This is a genomic window from Neisseria sp. P0008.S010 (assembly GCF_051962715.1).
GTDB lineage: Bacteria > Pseudomonadota > Gammaproteobacteria > Burkholderiales > Neisseriaceae > Neisseria > Neisseria elongata.
On record NZ_JBQCVA010000053.1, the window covers coordinates 1 to 14,765 of the forward strand.

General features: G+C 47.1%; 15 protein-coding genes and 3 pseudogenes. 11 read left to right on the forward strand and 7 right to left on the reverse strand.

From position 1 onward, the window contains the following. The 4 genes and pseudogenes from ACTHSL_RS10815 to ACTHSL_RS10830 form a co-directional block, all read left to right on the forward strand. Nucleotides 1–389: pseudogene (locus ACTHSL_RS10815) on the forward strand (hypothetical protein); the annotation flags it as partial. Nucleotides 390–393: 4 nt separating this feature from the next. Beyond that, a complete protein-coding gene (locus tag ACTHSL_RS10820; protein ID WP_440381407.1) occupies nt 394–1,227 on the forward strand; it encodes a VRR-NUC domain-containing protein in 834 nt (277 codons plus the stop codon). 123 nt (nt 1,228–1,350) lie between these two features. Beyond that, complete coding sequence (locus tag ACTHSL_RS10825; RefSeq protein WP_440381408.1) at nt 1,351–1,518, forward strand: hypothetical protein; 168 nt, start codon at nt 1,351–1,353, stop codon at nt 1,516–1,518. Between the two features lie 69 nt (nt 1,519–1,587). Next, the gene (locus ACTHSL_RS10830) at nt 1,588–2,826 is read left to right on the forward strand and encodes a type VI immunity family protein (protein ID WP_440381409.1); all 1,239 of its coding nucleotides are present in this window, start codon (nt 1,588–1,590) and stop codon (nt 2,824–2,826) included. Here the strand turns inward: ACTHSL_RS10830 and ACTHSL_RS10835 are convergent. Further along, nucleotides 2,819–2,968 (reverse strand): hypothetical protein, encoded by a 150-nt coding sequence (locus ACTHSL_RS10835; protein WP_440381410.1) that lies wholly within the window; start codon nt 2,966–2,968, stop codon nt 2,819–2,821. The two genes, ACTHSL_RS10830 and ACTHSL_RS10835, sit on opposite strands and share 8 nt — an antisense overlap. Before the next feature lie 131 nt (nt 2,969–3,099). On the opposite strand from ACTHSL_RS10835, the gene ACTHSL_RS10840 reads away from it, so the two are divergent. From ACTHSL_RS10840 to ACTHSL_RS10850, 3 genes and pseudogenes are all read left to right on the forward strand, one after another. Beyond that, nucleotides 3,100–3,570, forward strand: a complete 471-nt coding sequence (locus tag ACTHSL_RS10840) for a hypothetical protein (protein WP_440381411.1) — start codon at nt 3,100–3,102, stop codon at nt 3,568–3,570. After that, nucleotides 3,539–4,145 (forward strand): annotated as a pseudogene (locus ACTHSL_RS10845) (site-specific DNA-methyltransferase); the annotation flags it as partial. The gene ACTHSL_RS10840 and the pseudogene ACTHSL_RS10845, both read left to right, overlap by 32 nt. 48 nt (nt 4,146–4,193) lie before the next feature. After that, the gene (locus tag ACTHSL_RS10850) at nt 4,194–5,345 is read left to right on the forward strand and encodes a hypothetical protein (protein ID WP_440381412.1); all 1,152 of its coding nucleotides are present in this window, start codon (nt 4,194–4,196) and stop codon (nt 5,343–5,345) included. A gap of 322 nt (nt 5,346–5,667) precedes the next feature. Here ACTHSL_RS10850 and ACTHSL_RS10855 read toward each other — a convergent pair whose 3' ends face one another. The 6 genes and pseudogenes from ACTHSL_RS10855 to ACTHSL_RS10880 all read right to left on the reverse strand — a co-directional run. Further along, nucleotides 5,668–6,393: a TniQ family protein gene (locus ACTHSL_RS10855; protein ID WP_440381413.1), complete on the reverse strand. Its 726-nt coding sequence runs from the start codon at nt 6,391–6,393 to the stop codon at nt 5,668–5,670. Nucleotides 6,394–6,441: 48 nt separating this feature from the next. Continuing rightward, the gene (locus ACTHSL_RS10860; protein WP_016687574.1) at nt 6,442–7,335 is read right to left on the reverse strand and encodes a TniB family NTP-binding protein; all 894 of its coding nucleotides are present in this window, start codon (nt 7,333–7,335) and stop codon (nt 6,442–6,444) included. Beyond that, nucleotides 7,332–9,230, reverse strand: coding sequence for a Mu transposase C-terminal domain-containing protein (locus tag ACTHSL_RS10865; RefSeq protein WP_440381414.1), 1,899 nt, complete (start codon nt 9,228–9,230; stop codon nt 7,332–7,334). Before ACTHSL_RS10865 ends, ACTHSL_RS10860 begins: the two co-directional genes overlap by 4 nt. Next, on the reverse strand, nt 9,227–9,889 hold the full coding sequence (locus ACTHSL_RS10870; protein WP_036490743.1) for a heteromeric transposase endonuclease subunit TnsA: 663 nt from the start codon (nt 9,887–9,889) through the stop codon (nt 9,227–9,229). The genes ACTHSL_RS10865 and ACTHSL_RS10870 overlap by 4 nt, the downstream gene beginning before the upstream one ends. Before the next feature lie 565 nt (nt 9,890–10,454). Further along, nucleotides 10,455–11,219 carry a hypothetical protein gene (locus ACTHSL_RS10875; protein WP_440381419.1) on the reverse strand — a complete coding sequence of 255 codons (765 nt, stop codon included), beginning with the start codon at nt 11,217–11,219 and terminating at the stop codon, nt 10,455–10,457. A gap of 279 nt (nt 11,220–11,498) precedes the next feature. Next, nucleotides 11,499–12,365, reverse strand: a pseudogene (locus ACTHSL_RS10880) (phage terminase large subunit); the annotation flags it as partial. Between ACTHSL_RS10880 and ACTHSL_RS10885 the strand changes: the two are divergent. Genes ACTHSL_RS10885 through ACTHSL_RS10900 form a run of 4 tightly spaced genes read left to right on the forward strand, consistent with a single transcriptional unit; the run spans nt 12,354 to nt 14,652 of the window. Continuing rightward, the gene (locus tag ACTHSL_RS10885; RefSeq protein ID WP_440381415.1) at nt 12,354–13,238 is read left to right on the forward strand and encodes a recombinase RecT; all 885 of its coding nucleotides are present in this window, start codon (nt 12,354–12,356) and stop codon (nt 13,236–13,238) included. The pseudogene ACTHSL_RS10880 and the gene ACTHSL_RS10885 sit on opposite strands and share 12 nt — an antisense overlap. Continuing rightward, on the forward strand, nt 13,238–13,876 hold the full coding sequence (locus ACTHSL_RS10890; RefSeq protein ID WP_440381416.1) for a translocation protein TolB precursor: 639 nt from the start codon (nt 13,238–13,240) through the stop codon (nt 13,874–13,876). The genes ACTHSL_RS10885 and ACTHSL_RS10890 overlap by 1 nt, the downstream gene beginning before the upstream one ends. Beyond that, the gene (locus ACTHSL_RS10895) at nt 13,873–14,316 is read left to right on the forward strand and encodes a single-stranded DNA-binding protein (RefSeq protein WP_440381417.1); all 444 of its coding nucleotides are present in this window, start codon (nt 13,873–13,875) and stop codon (nt 14,314–14,316) included. Before ACTHSL_RS10890 ends, ACTHSL_RS10895 begins: the two co-directional genes overlap by 4 nt. Nucleotides 14,317–14,325: 9 nt before the next feature. Next, nucleotides 14,326–14,652 carry a hypothetical protein gene (locus tag ACTHSL_RS10900; RefSeq protein ID WP_440381418.1) on the forward strand — a complete coding sequence of 109 codons (327 nt, stop codon included), beginning with the start codon at nt 14,326–14,328 and terminating at the stop codon, nt 14,650–14,652. Nucleotides 14,653–14,765 lie beyond the last annotated feature (113 nt).

Here is a 14,765-nt window from a genome sequence, read left to right on the forward strand (position 1 = left end):
TCAAACTGGCGAACGGGGAGGTTGAGATCGGGAGTCCGAAGGTGGTGCGGGTGAGGGCGCCGTTGGTGGTGGGTGGGGCGAATCAGGTAAATTTCAGGCTCCCCCCATTCAAGCCAAATCATGGCGCACTTTATCAATTAACCAACCAACACGGCAAACCTTTATATAACGAACCATACACTTTAAAACTGGCGGACGGCACGGAATATTCGGGGAAAACCGACCATGAAGGGAAAACCCATACCGTATTCAGTGCCGAACCGCAAAGTGTCGAATTGGTTTTACCCGAACAGGAAAAAACAAAAACAGAAACCTTATACCTTTGCGGAGGCGGGGAAGAGCATCTGCATTTGGATTTTGTACATGACGATAAAATGATTCAGGAGTAAAAATATGGGAATTGTTACCAGTGTTAATGTAGAAACAGGCTATGCCCAATTGGAACGGGCGACGGATTTTGGATATCTTGATCCTAAACTTCGGGCAGCCAACGTTGTTCCAAAGCTGATTATCAGAACATTGAGGGGCAAATCTACCGATGTCAATATGAAACAGCTTGCCGTCGCCCTGATGATATGGCTGGATGAAAAGGACCGCGATTATTTGTGGTACTACAAAGCGGAAGTAACATTCAATGTCCCGTTAAGCGGCACGCCTGTTCCCGTATTAACGGCGAATAGCAAAGACAAAAACCGCCGCCATTCTCACAATCCGTTCGGCCAGGTCATACCCGGCGCGCAACGCAGGCGGCCGGACATCATCATCGTTAAAGACAAAAACATCCGCTGGCCCGGGCGGGCGGCAACCTATCCGACGGGTGAAGCGTATATGGACAATCTGTCGCGGGTGGTGGAGGTGAAATTTGAGGGAGATGACTTTAGGAGGGGACAAAAAGAAGACTATGAAAAAATAGCGGGGGGAATGGATCGTTTTACCGTATTAAAGGTAACCAGCTACGACGATACCAAGGGTACAGGCATACCGGTCGAGAAACCCCTGCCTGTCTATGCGGACAAACCGCAGCCTAAAGGTTATTTTTTTGAAGAATGGATACGTAGCGGCGGACGGGCAGTTGATTCCGTGGTAGTGGCAGCACAAGAAGCCTACCGCAATGTTTCCAGACAGGTCGTAAAATATTCTAGTGATGCGGAGCAATATCTGCGAAATCATGCGCCGTGGCTGTTTGAGGGCGGACGGCTGGTCAGGGATGCGGCAACCAATACTTGAAAATGGATGAATGAACAGGGCAGGACGATTAAGGTTTGGACACAAAGGCAGTTGGATGCAGCCCTTGAAGCCCTAAAAAAGGAGACCGATTGGAGGATAGAGGAAATCAAAAAGATAGACTGGATGCAGATCATCGCTATCGGTGCGGTCGTGGTTCTGGTTATTGCCATCGGCGTGGCGGTCACGTTTTTTACCGCCGGGGCGGGTACCGCGCCGTACGCCGCTTCGGTACAGGCTTTTTTGACTTCTATAGGAGTAGGTGCGGCGGCAGTCGGTGCGGCCGCCATGTAAGCGAACAGGCCGTCTGAAAACGGTTTTTCAGACGGCTTAAAATATTCAATCTCTACGAAAGGACAAAGCATGACCCCTCAAGAACAAAGAAATCGTTTGAACGACATCATGTTTCATGCGCAGCGTTGCGAACTGTACGACGACGAACACAGGCTGTATGCCAAGATGGGGCTGGGCATTACTATATATTTCTACGGCGGCGGAAGTGAAAGCGGACAGCGGAAGGTATTGGAAGTATTCAAAAGATATCAAGAGCAATATAGCAAGTATCTGAATAGTTTGTTCTTTGAAGAACATCAAAGATTTGTCAAATTCAGTGCTGCGCAATTTGAAAAAAGTATGGAGAAAAGCCAAAAAACAGCCCAACGGGATGAAAGATTAGAAGCCCATATCAGTTCGGAACGAAAAAGCGATTATGCTCCGGACTACCATTGCTCCACTTTGACCACATCTCCGACAGGCGAGTTCGAATACAACCTCCTTAGCTATTTGAGTTTGACCTTTCCCATCGGTTGGCTGAAGGATGAAACCAGACGGGCGGAATTTGAAGAATGGGTGGATTACCTGTGCGCACAATTCGACGTACTGCACGGCTACGCGGGGTTGGAATGCATCCTGCCTTACGGCTGTGAGGAATGGGAGCCGCACGAATACCAGGTTGCCACTCATTACTATAATGTGATGCCCAACTGCAATGCTTATGCAGGATTAAGGGATTATAAGGATGCAGCTAAAAGCATCGCTTGGTACACCATTCTAGGCAAATCCCTATTCATGCGTATCGAACCTCAGGTATGGGCGCGGCTGGCGGCCCAGTACCCCGAAATCACAGTCAAAACGCAGGCAAACGGCGTTTCCGTCATCAAAATCGACGAACTGCCCGACGTCGGCGATGCCGGCGAACCTCTGCCTTTAAATTACCAGGCATTGAACGAAGCCTTAAGGCCGGTCATCAAAGCCGTTCCCAACCGCCTGCACCACCTTTACGCCGCGCCCCATTTCGATGCCGTCAAAACCTATTACTGGACACACCGCTGGGACAATCCGAATATGAAGGACGGAGTATTGGACCCGGAGGGCAAAACCGTCAAAACCGCGCCGATACTGGTGGAAAACGGCGAAACCGTCCGTGTGCCGTACAGCGGCGTATGGCAGCCGTTCAACCATGACGGGGAAGCCGTGCATTTGGAAAAGGGAAAGCCCTTTCCCGATGTGCCCAAGCCTGAAGATTTACTGGCGCAGACTTTGTGGAGACTAATCAGCAGGGATGACGGCGGAACATTGGAAGTAGTTCCCTCATTCAGATAGACATCAAAGGCCGTCTGAAAAACACTTTCAGACGGCCTTTCCACCACCAATCCCCTCCGCTTGACCACCCTCCGGCAGTGTCGTTTCTTTCGAATACGATGCCGATAATAATCTGACTGCCGTTACCGACCCCGAGGGACACCGCTGGTTGCGTCAATATGATGCCAACGGCAACATGATTCTCGAAACAGACCCCGAAGAGAACGAAACCCACTATCGCTATAAGGCAACAGCACACACTATAGCTACGACTCAAGGGGCAATCCCGAGGCTGTGATCCAAGCAGACGGCACGAGGGAATCCTACCTGCATGATGCGGAAGGCAGATTGCTTGAGCATACCGATCCGCTCAAGCAAAGCACCCGCTATACCTACGACAAAGGCGGCCGTCTCTTCATCCGTACCGATGCACTCGGACAACAAGTCCAATACCGCTACGACCTTAACAGCCGCTTGGTCGGGCTGCTGAACCAAAACGGCGATCTTTACGGATTACGCTACAACAGCGTCGGCGCACTGACCGAAGAAAAAGGCTTTGACGGTAAAATCACCCGCTACCATTACACCCAAGGCGGCGTACTCGAACGCATAGACGAAGCCGGCACTGTCGCCAAGCTGGAATACGGTCCCGCCGGCCGTATCGAAAGCCGCAGCATCCTTGTGGCCGATGAAAACGGAGAAGTACACGAAACCGACAAAGAAAACTACGCCTATGACCCAAGCGGCAGACTGGCAGGAACCTGATCCGCAAAAATCCTATGCGCGCCTGCTGCGCAACCTGCCGCCCGAAACCCTGATAAGCGAAGACAAAACGCACAACGCCAAGCCCGAAAATGCAGGTAGCCAAAACCTGCTGATTCGCGGCGACAATTTGGAAGTCTTGAAGCACCTGAAAAATGCTTATGCAGGCAGCGTGAAGATGATTTACATCGACCCGCCCTACAACACCGGCTCGGACGGCTTTGTCTATCAGGATGACCGCAAATTCACGCCCGCCGAACCTGCCCGTCTGGCCAATATTGACGAAGACGAAGCCGCGCGGATTTTAGACTTCACCGACAAAGACTCAAACTCGCACAGCGCGTGGCTCACCTTTATGTATCCGCGCCTGTATGTCGCCCGCGAACTGTTAAAGGACGACGGCGTGATTTTTATCTCGATTGACGATAACGAAGCGGCGCAATTGAAGTTGTTGTGTGGTGAAGTGTTTGGGGAAGGGAATTTTGTTGGGCAAATTGCATGGCAAAAGATACACAGTACAAAAAATGATGCTAAATATTTATCAAACTCCCATGAATATATTCTTTGTTACGCCAAAAATATAAATAGTACAATTATTAATTTACTACCAAGAACAGAAAAAATGAATGCTAGATTTTCTAATCCAGATAATGACCCGCGTGGAGATTGGGCTTGCCGAACAAATTACCGAATTGGTTATACAAACTGTTGCTGCCAATGTTGAGTTTGGTGAACAGGCACAAGCTGCTACTGCCATGAATGCCCCACCAACGGAGTTGCAGGAGAAAATTACGATGTACCCCATTCGCCCTGAATTTACCGAAATGATGGCATATTTCCGTTTGCCACAGTTTGTAATTCATTTGGATAATGGTTTGTTTAACGAGGCGGTGTTGTTTGACAGAACTAATTTACTGATAGATTTCCCATTGGGAAGATGTGATACCGTCATTGATTTTGGACAGATTAACGGGGTGGTTTACACCAGTGAATTTAAAAACGAACGTGAAGTAGAATTTAGCCCTCTGAAAAATCAGGAAAAGCAGGAATTACTGAATTTATTTGCCAATCAATCAGACGAAACGCAGCAGAAGAGTTTGGTGGAAAGTTTGTTTCAACTGGCTGGAAAACGAGCATTCTATCCGATTGATGATAATGATGTGCGCAAATATTTCCGTCGCATTGTGGAAGATATGACTGATGCGCAACGTAAACATTGTTTTGAACATATTGACCAATACTACAAAGTTATTAAGAAGAAAATTGACGGTTTAGCAGGTAATTATGCAGAACAAGAATTTTTCAGGCAGCGTGAAAAAGACGCATTAATGATGCAAGCAATGTATTCATTCAAGACATCTATTGCTCCAACTGAATTGGCAACTTCATTAGGCAAGAGTTTGTATGAACGAGAGGGTAAGATTAGTGATTTTGAAACCATGATTTTGCGTAAAATTTTGGAAGATAATGGAGTAAATTTACGTTGGTGGCATCGAAACGAAAGTAAAAAAGTCTTTTGTATCAACAGCTTTATTAATCATTTTCCTGATTTTGTGTTGCTAACGGAAAAAGGCACGGTGGTGGCGCTGGAAACTAAAGGTGAACAATTGGATGGCACTGGTAGTAAAGATAGGATCCGGGCTGGCAAGGATTGGGAAAAGGCCGCCAATGCACTGAACGATAGGAGAAAATATCGTTATATGATGGTGTTTGATCAAGAGCGGCTCGAAGGTGCATATGATGTGGCAGCAATGTTGGATTTACTCAGGAGTCTGTAATAATCAAAATGAGTGCGTACCTCTGTTTGTCTTGATAATGAATTCAATAATTTTCAAAACATAGTCTTACGATAAAGCTCTTTTCTTATATTTCGGTTTAGAACATCAATCAGCTTTTTGAACTCGTCTGGACAATCATCAAAATCTTTCAGCATATGGTTATAGCGCAAAACACCATCTTTCCATGCCTGAAAGAGATTGTCCGGATAATTATCGATCAGCCACCAACATAAATCCAAAGTATGGTGGCGTTCGATCAGTTCTCTGCTTTCCCATGCTGTACGCTTGCTTTTGTCAATTTTTTGTGGTTGTGAACCGGTTTTTAGGCATAAATAGGAATATAATTTCGGTGCCAGTCGTTGTGAAGAGTTAATAGCGTGACAAAGTGGTGCAATATTTTCAAACTGTCTCTATAACTGTTTTGTGAACTTTCTACCGGGTAGTGTTCCAACCAAACTAACAGTCTTCGCCATTGTTCAAGTGTATTACCACTCCAAGCTGTAACGGGTTGTGTTTCTGTACAAGCCAAGTCGGTTTTACACTGCCAGCAGAATTTGAGGGGCCGAAACGCTGTTTCTTGCATATTTCCCATCTCTTGCCGATGGAATGCAACACCCGCACCACAATGTGAACATCTGTCGTGAAGTATCACTTTGTGCTTTGGGCAAAAGGTATAGCAGGCAACACGCCATGACACCCTAAAATAAGGTTCATAGTCTTCTGCTAAGCACAATGGACAGAACAATAAACCGTATCCTACGCGTTTCCGATGGTATATCTGCAAACTGTTTACCCACGTCAGATGTCCTGATGGACGTACTTTATCAAACAAAATGCCCTGAAAACGCCGTAGTGAAGTTCTATCGATTTTCTCCGCACTTATTCCGCTTTTTTCACTTAGCTTTGTAACTATCCACTCTGGAATATATCTGTCAATGTCCCGATTCCATATCTCATAATTGTTCCCAAAGACTAAGTTGCAAAATGTCTGAACTTTTAGTCCGTTCGCATGTGCCGTTCGAACCAGCCATGAAGACAGTAAATTCATTATGATACGGATGGGGATGTGCTGGCCAAAGATGTAAGTCAGACATATCTAAGCCAGTTTGTCTATTTGCCGCTTCCGCTCAGTAGGTGTTACCCAGCCGATTGAATCAAGCACTTCATGATTTATTTGTTCCGTTTCATTTTGTACAGCAGTTGCGGCAGCTTCTGTCAGTACCCGAGATAGCTCTCCAATATATCCTTCGCTCATATTGTACAATCTGACGGCAAGTTCTCTCGTTTGCAGTTCAGACGGTCTTTTCAGGGGGATCATTCTTTCAAAGCTAACCAACAACCGAAGAAAATTTCTATCTAAGTTCCATCTAGGCAGAACAGCCGGTTCGAATCGGTTGGATAACTGCGGATCAGTTTGCAACGCACGGAAAGCATCCTTAGTGCCTATACCGACAATCGGTATTTGTAAATCGTTTCCTAGATATTTGATGACATTCAGAAAAGCCCTTTGCCGGTTCATGCTACCAGCCAAGATATGATGGATTTCGTCAATAATCAGCATTCTAGTTTGCATACGTTTGAGTAAGTGTATGACTTGAGTCTGCTTCTTATCTATTCTGTCATGCGATTTATATGGTGCAAAGATTGCATCTAAAATGGTATTGTAAAATCTTCCTTCATCCGGAACAGGTGGAGCCTGAACCAGCAGTACAGGAACTAATACACTGTCACCATCCAAATTTTGGTCAGCAGGATGTTTTCTCAAAAAACGGTGAGCCAGCATGGTTTTACCGTTATTGGTATCTCCGACAATCAGAAGATTCGGCATACGGTGGATTTTGGGATAAACCAAAAGATCTTCCAGTTTGTTCAAAATGTGCTCAGCTTGGGGATAACCTATCCAATGCGGCGAACGGATGTGCCAGATGCGTTCCTCTGTGTCAGCATCCAAATATGTGGCGGTTTTTTTGTGCAAATGAGGATATTTCATGACAAATCATCCAAGTCGTCAAACGGCTGTACATTTTCAAAAGACATTTCAGTCTCCAGCAAATCCGTTTGCGGAAAAGCAGTGGCGGTATTGTTGATACCATTATTATCTTTGGAAACCGGTTTGGTTATAGCAATACTTTCGTTTTTACGTCGTTGCATCGCTCTGCGTACCGCTTTGGTTTTGCCTTGAGCTTGTTCTTCCATCTCGCGCATCTTGCCATAAGCTGAAAAAATCATTCTTTCGTCAATGTTGGATTTGTGTTCCTGTTTGAGTTGGTGGTTGATTTCCCTTAATTCCCAAATACTCATAACTGGATGGGAACTGTCCCGATAAGGGATAGAAAAATAGCTGTTCAATTCAGGGTCAAAAAACCAGATTACGCTGAGATCACGGGGATCAAATCGAAACACAAACTGACGGGCTCTTTTCGGATTTCCCGGTTCTTTTGCACCAATCCAAGTGCGAAGTGCATCATGCCAATAATGAATTTTATGGATGGATACGCCATATTGCTGGACAGTTCTCATCTCAAAAGGCATGAAATCCAATCGGAATTTGGTTTCATCTAGGACTTTAGGCGGCATACCTGTTCCCGGAAGAGAGTCAGTACCGAATATGCCTTCTCTATATTTGGCCAGCGGCGACATACCCAATGCTGAATGCATTCTCTGGTGATACACACCAGTAATGAAAATTGTTAGCCATTTTTCAAATTCCGACAGTGTAAATACTGCACTGCCGTCGGAATCATAATTACTACGTTCGACAACATTGGAAAAAGTCGTACCGGGCAAAGTGTGAATTTCCTGTAAAACCGTACCCAGCAGTCGCTCTATATGGCCACCGAAATGTGGCCGTGCCACCGGACGCCATTCAATGTCGATGTCGTATTGTTTACAGGCTTTTTCCAATACTTTACCGTGAAATTCTCTTGCATTGTCCAAATGGATTTTTCGCGGTAATCCCCAACACGGCCACAAGCCTTCCACTTCATGCTGGGCAAGCCATGTTTCTTTTGTCAGTACGGAATGAGCCAGACACAATCCTGCCGATAATGCACTAGGTGGATCAAAGGAAATATAGAATCCGGGAATCATTCGGCTAAACACATCAACTGCCATTGTGATCCACGGACGACCAATTGGTTTACGGTAAACATCATCAACCAAAATAATATCTAGTTTGGCATGGTCTATTTGAACGACTGCTAACGGAAAGTCCGCATTGGGAAAACTGCCCTCAGACGGTTTAAATTGCTCCTCAGCAGCTTTTTTTCCCTGTCTTTTCGCTATCTTAAATTGAGGATCCAGCTTGCTGATACGGGCACGGATAGTATTGTTATGAGGATATGCAAATCCTGCATCCAAGCATTGCCGTTTGATCTCGTTAATTATTTGTTGAACTGGCTTTTTTTGTTTGGTCAGATATTCTTTTTCAATAACTGATTGGACGATCTTTTCGATATTGTCGTCAATACAGTAACGGCCCTTGTCTTTTCGGTGTTGTTTGAATAAACCCGTCAGCAAACCTGTTTCGTGGTATTTTCGAAGCCATCGGTAAATGGTATTGGCATGAACACCAAACTGTACAGCTCTTTCTTCAACGGCTTTCTTCGTCCGTTTTTTATTGTCTAGTAAAGGCTTGATAATCTCAAAACGTTTTGTTGCTATGGACCATTCTTGTGCATCAATGGTATTTAAATCTTGTGCGGAAGAAGGTTCATTCGTTATGGAGGACAACTCCGCCACTTTAACTTGATAAGTTTTACGGCTTTCTACCTCAGTCAGCAAAACCGTGTCCAAATCCACAATGTTTGTAATTACACAGCAGATCCCGTTAAATTCGACCATTGCCCCCGGTCGAATATCTAACACAGCCTTTCCGGTATTCATCGCTTTCTCCATAATGTAGAATTCATCGTCAGCGGTAGGTTCAAATCTGCACCGATTTCTCCTACGGCCACTAGATACCATAACACTGGTAAAATCTTTGCCTGATTCCACTCATCTTGAAAAACAGCTGCAACTAGCTCTCTCGGAGTAGCTGTTTTAAGCTCTTTTAATTTTTGGTCAAGTAGTATCATATATGGCTCGTAATATTCATGCACAACGGCATTCCGCATATAGGGCAGCAGAAATCGCACGTTTTGAAGATAGACTGTATGAATTTCAACTTCAGTGACCAGTTTAAACATCCAGCCCTTTTGTCGGCAAAATGCTCTTGCTGCCTTAAATTTTGGCTGCAATACTGACCAGTTTTTCCTCAAATCGCTTCGGTATTTGACTTCATAGAGAATTATCGTAACAGGTTGCCGACTAGGTTTGTAGTGCACCAAAACATCAGGTGTGTACATATGCTTTTTGCCGGAATCATCAAACCATTCGATAGAAACCGGTTGTACCTCGAAGCGGATTACATCGGGACAAAACTCCAATAAACTAAGGAAATCCCGTTCTAAAGAAGATTCATAAGCTGCGCAGCCTACAGACTTAGAATGGGCGGCCATTCCGGTGATATTGCGGTAATTTTTGGGAATTTTTCTGACAGGCATGATAATTCAGTCTCAAATATCGCTGTAATTTTGGCTTAAAGATAAATTTTTAACTCGTTTAGTATTAAATAGCAATGTAGAAAATAAAGTTTTAGGTCGTTTTAGCACCATTTAATGATAGAATTTACAGATGTAACCACTAAAAGCATTTTGCAATGAAATAGGTAATTTATTTCCATATAGTAATCATGGATTATTCAACAAAGCCGGCTTTAATATCGATAGCTGCACTTTTTGTTGAAGCACCGCCTAATCATAAATACAAGCCGAGACCTTTGCAAAAATAGTCTGTTAACGAAATTTGACGCATAAAAATGTGCTAAAAAATTTTCAATCGACTAAAACCTTTCTGATACTGAGAAAAAAGTGGAAAAAATCAGGGAGGTTCCTCATTTTGAAAATGGTGTTGAGCATAAAATTTTAATAACTTTATGTTATTGCAAAGGTCTCGGCCTTTTAGTTAATTACCCATAGCAATAATACGAAGTTAAATCATAAAATATCTTGAATATCAAAATTGGGGATTTTAGTTAAGCAGTAAAATAAACACATAAAAGCTGAGAGGTCAGGATGGTCGCGCTGAGGCTGCAGTCGGCATTATAGATACGGTAGATACTCGAGACGAAGGTATTGAGCAGACTGCACTATAGGCTAAGCCACGTGAATAGGGCTTGCCGGCAGAGGTATCCAACAGCGCAGCTTCGAAGGCATCCGCTACTCCAGGGAGGCGGCGTTCGCCCGCATCCAAGTAGAGGCTCATCACGTCGTCATTCACCTGAGGGGACATACCAAGCACATGTCCCAGTTCGTGGATGAGTACGGTCAACAGGTCAAGCCTACCGTGTGCGGGACTGCTTTCGGGGGCATCCATGCCTAAGGTGCTGCCTTGTTTAAATTCGCCGTGTTCGTGCGGGGTGGGGTCGACAAACCAGCCAAAGCCCGCACCGGAAGCATCAAAAACCACCTGCGCACCACGCGTAACGGCAGCAACTTTACCCTCCAAGTTAGCCACGCTAAATTGTGCCAAATCCAGCACCTCCGAAGAGGCACCCGCATCGAGCCAGTATTGTTTGGCGGCCGGGAGCAAGGTTTGGATATGTTGCAGCGACAACTGCCGCGTAATGCATTCACGCCCTGCCGCGCCGCCGCAGTTATGCACCCAAATACCGGCCGCACCAACAAAATAAGTATGCGTATCTTCCACTTCGATGTTGTAAACATAGGCGTAGTAGTCTTTCCCTTCGTCTTCTGCGATTTCAACGGGTTCGCCATAATATTCAGGTTCTTCACCCGGCATATAGCAGCAGACTTTTTCGTTGGGCAATAACATGCTTGGTTCTGGTACAACCTGCCTCACTCCATCAATAATATCTATCCCATAACCCTGTTTCCAAATGGTGTAATCGTCTTCGGTTACGGTAATAAATTCATCTGCATATTCACCATAACCGTTATCCCATAACCCGATACAATTCTTACCAAGAATACTTGTTGCCTTTGAAGTAGTTTCAAAACTCGCAATAAAAGCAAGACCATTATCAACCGTACGCAGTGCATGCTTATCATACGAAGAAAGATAGATTGCCGGTGTCCAACCATCATGAGTACGCTCGGGAACACCCAACCTGCCGCCTGCGGTGTAATCGCCGTCGTTTGCGGTCGAAGCCAAATCCCACGCGCGGATCCATCGGATATTCCCTGCGGGCAAGGCTTTCACAAATTGCAGATTGTCAGGTTTGAACGTACCGCCGTCAGGCGGCGCAGGCCTTTGCAAATACTGCCCGGCAAACACATACGGCGCGGCCTGCTCCATGCGGCGCAATGTTTCGATATCGTGCTTTTCAGGCCACAACGCTGTGCCGTCGTCTTCAATCGCAGGTAAGCACAAGTGCTCCCATTCTTCGCCGTTGCCGCCATTAAGCAGCCAGCCCGCAATATCGTTTTCATGCAACCTTTGCATAATCACGACAATCGGCGTATCGGGGCTGTTCTTCCATGATTCCAGCGTGTTTTGAAACCAGTCGATAACGTTTTGCCGCCTAACCTCGCTTCGCGCTTCATCGGCCTTGTGCAAATCGTCCAGTATGATTGCGCCGCCGAATCCTTCGCGGTGTTTGCCCGCGCCAAAACCGGTAATCGTGCCGCCCGTGCCCGTTGCATACATCACGCCGCCCGCGGTCGTTTTCCAATGATGGCTGCTCTCGCTTGCCAGCACGAAATCGGGAAATATTGCCCGATATTCATCATGTTGCACTAAATTCCGAATTTGTACGGAGTTGTTGACGGCAAGTGTTGCCGAATAGCTCGCATGGATAAACTCACAATCCGGCACGCGCCCCATCGCCCACGCGATAAAGTTCACGACCGCGATTTCTGTTTTCGAGTAACGCGGCGGAATGTTGATAATCAGGCGTTTCGTTTCGCCGTTGAAAACACGCTCAAGCGCATCGCAAATTAGGGCGTGATGAGCAACACGCAATTAACCCCATCGCAGAAATCACGCCAAATTAAAGACTTTTTCGACAAGCCCGCCGTACAGGCAAAAATGCGCGAACTTGTGGACAAAAACGCAGCCAGCTTCGGCACATCCATCATGCAGATTGTGAACAGCAACGCCATGTTGCTGGATGCCGAACCGATGAGCATCTTCAACGCCGCCTGCATGGCCGCCACTCTGAACCTGCCTGTCAATAACAACCTGGGCTTTGCCTACATCGTCCCCTACCGCAACAAAGGGCGCGTGGAAGCACAGTTCCAGCTTGGCTACAAAGGCTTCATCCAGCTTGCCCAACGCAGCGGCCAATTCGAGCGGCTGGTATCCCTACCCGTCTACGAAGACCAACTGATAGAGGAAGACCCCATCAACGGCTTCAAATTCGACTGGAAGCAGAAACCCGCCGCCAACGAACAGCCCGTCGGCTATTACGCCTATTTCAAACTCATTAACGGCTTTACCGCCGAACTGTACATGACGCACGAACAGGTGGCCGCCCACGCAGGCAGATACAGCCAGTCATTCAAAAAAGGCTACGGCGTATGGGCGGACAACTTCGAGGCGATGGCACTCAAAACCGTTACCAAGCTGTTGCTGTCTAAACAAGCCCCGCTGTCGATTGATATGCAAAAGGCCGTTTTATCCGACCAAAGCGTGATTAAAGACGTAACCGCCGAACAGTTCGACTACATCGACAACCAGCCGTCCGAACCCGTAATGCTGCTGCCAGTGGACGATACCCTGTTTGCCACCCTGAAAGACAACATCAGCACTGGTGAAATCAGCGTAGAGAGCGTACTAAACGGCAACTACGACCTGACCGACGAACAACGGGCGGAGATTGAGAGTTTGTAATGCGAGTCCGCTGTTCCGCCATCCACAAAATCATCGGCCTGCCGCGCAGCAAAAACGACAGGCTGACACAGACCGCCAAAAGCCACCTTATCGAGCAGGCCAAGCAGGAACTCTTCGGCGTGGCGGCCTTTGACGGGGCAAAGTACACCGAAAAGGGCAACGCATTAGAGCCGTTCGCCATCCAAGGCAGCGGCATGATACGCGGCAGGCAGTATGCCAAAAATACCGAGCGTCGCGAAAACCCGTGGATTAGCGGCGAGTGCGACATACACGACCCGAAGCACCGCCTGATTATCGACACCAAATGCAGCTGGGAGATTAAGACCCACCCGTTCTTCCGCGAAGAAGCAGAGCGCAAAGTCAAAGAAGCGGGCTACGACTGGCAAATGCAGGGCTATATGTGGCTGTTCGACTGCGAGCAGGCCGAGATTGATTTTTGGCTGTTCCCCTGCCCAGAAGACCTGATCGGACAATACGGCAACCCCGAAAAACTGATTGACGCCATCGAGCGCATACCGCTGCACAAACGCGTAACCACCGTTACCGTCAAGCGAGACCCGGAAGCCATCGAGCGCATCCAAGAGCGCGTGGCCGCTTGCCAAGAATACTACCGACAACTCATGCAGGAGCAAAAATGAGCCTAAACAAAGCCATCCTAATCGGCCGCTTGGGGCGCGACCCCGAAGTGCGCCACATGCCCAACGGCGAGGCCGTCTGCAACTTCTCCATAGCCACCAGCGAAACATGGAAAGACCAGCACGGGCAAAAACAAGAGCGCACAGAATGGCATGCGATAACCCTCTACCGCCGCATGGCCGAAGTAGCCGGGCAATACCTGAAAAAAGGCAGCCTCGTTTACATCGAAGGCCGCATCCAAAGCCGCAAATACACCGACAAAAACGGCGTGGAACGCACAGCATACGAAATCATCGGCAACGAAATGAAGATGTTGGGCGGCGGCAATGACAGTGGGCAACAGGCGCAAGCAGCGCAAGCGGAAACACCAACGCCGCCACGCCGTCAGGACCCCGCCGCACCCACGCAACCCGTAGATGATATAGATGGAATCCCGTTTTAGGAGCAACCCATGACACAACAACCCCAACAACTCAAATTCGGCTTCGGCAACCGCGTGCAAGACACAGAAGGCAGGCAGTTCATATTCCTGCGCGGCTATCTGTCCTGCTGCACCGTCGCATCGTCAGACGGAGAAACATACGATTACCTGCTGGATAAAATCTACCCGTGTACAACCGAACCGCACCCCGACACCGTCCGCCTCGACTGGCTGGCCGACCCCGCAAACAAAATCGGCAGCGTCATCCTACCCACCGAGTGCGTGGAGCAACACCTCGACAGTATGCGCGATGCGATAGACGCGGCCATGCGCATACAGGCAGCGGAGGCCGTCTGAAAAAAGAATTTATACCGAAAGGAAGGTAAATGAAATGAATAGACCTCTTGCGAAAGTATCCTGAAGATTTACAATTTCCAAATGAAATACGAAAACCTAATCCAAAGAAGCAA

What these genes read in the sequence shown, in the direction of transcription:
- ACTHSL_RS10820 (WP_440381407.1), top strand. Translation starts at nt 394, where the DNA reads ATGGGAATTGTTACCAGTGTTAATGTAGAAACAGGCTATGCCCAATTG.
- ACTHSL_RS10825 (WP_440381408.1), top strand. Translation starts at nt 1,351, where the DNA reads ATGCAGATCATCGCTATCGGTGCGGTCGTGGTTCTGGTTATTGCCATC.
- ACTHSL_RS10830 (WP_440381409.1), top strand. Translation starts at nt 1,588, where the DNA reads ATGACCCCTCAAGAACAAAGAAATCGTTTGAACGACATCATGTTTCAT.
- ACTHSL_RS10850 (WP_440381412.1), top strand. Translation starts at nt 4,194, where the DNA reads ATGCTAGATTTTCTAATCCAGATAATGACCCGCGTGGAGATTGGGCTT.
- ACTHSL_RS10855 (WP_440381413.1), bottom strand. Translation starts at nt 6,393, where the DNA reads ATGAATTTACTGTCTTCATGGCTGGTTCGAACGGCACATGCGAACGGA.
- ACTHSL_RS10860 (WP_016687574.1), bottom strand. Translation starts at nt 7,335, where the DNA reads ATGAAATATCCTCATTTGCACAAAAAAACCGCCACATATTTGGATGCT.
- ACTHSL_RS10865 (WP_440381414.1), bottom strand. Translation starts at nt 9,230, where the DNA reads ATGAATACCGGAAAGGCTGTGTTAGATATTCGACCGGGGGCAATGGTC.
- ACTHSL_RS10870 (WP_036490743.1), bottom strand. Translation starts at nt 9,889, where the DNA reads ATGCCTGTCAGAAAAATTCCCAAAAATTACCGCAATATCACCGGAATG.
- ACTHSL_RS10875 (WP_440381419.1), bottom strand. Translation starts at nt 11,219, where the DNA reads ATGTTATTGCCCAACGAAAAAGTCTGCTGCTATATGCCGGGTGAAGAA.
- ACTHSL_RS10885 (WP_440381415.1), top strand. Translation starts at nt 12,354, where the DNA reads ATGAGCAACACGCAATTAACCCCATCGCAGAAATCACGCCAAATTAAA.
- ACTHSL_RS10890 (WP_440381416.1), top strand. Translation starts at nt 13,238, where the DNA reads ATGCGAGTCCGCTGTTCCGCCATCCACAAAATCATCGGCCTGCCGCGC.
- ACTHSL_RS10895 (WP_440381417.1), top strand. Translation starts at nt 13,873, where the DNA reads ATGAGCCTAAACAAAGCCATCCTAATCGGCCGCTTGGGGCGCGACCCC.
- ACTHSL_RS10900 (WP_440381418.1), top strand. Translation starts at nt 14,326, where the DNA reads ATGACACAACAACCCCAACAACTCAAATTCGGCTTCGGCAACCGCGTG.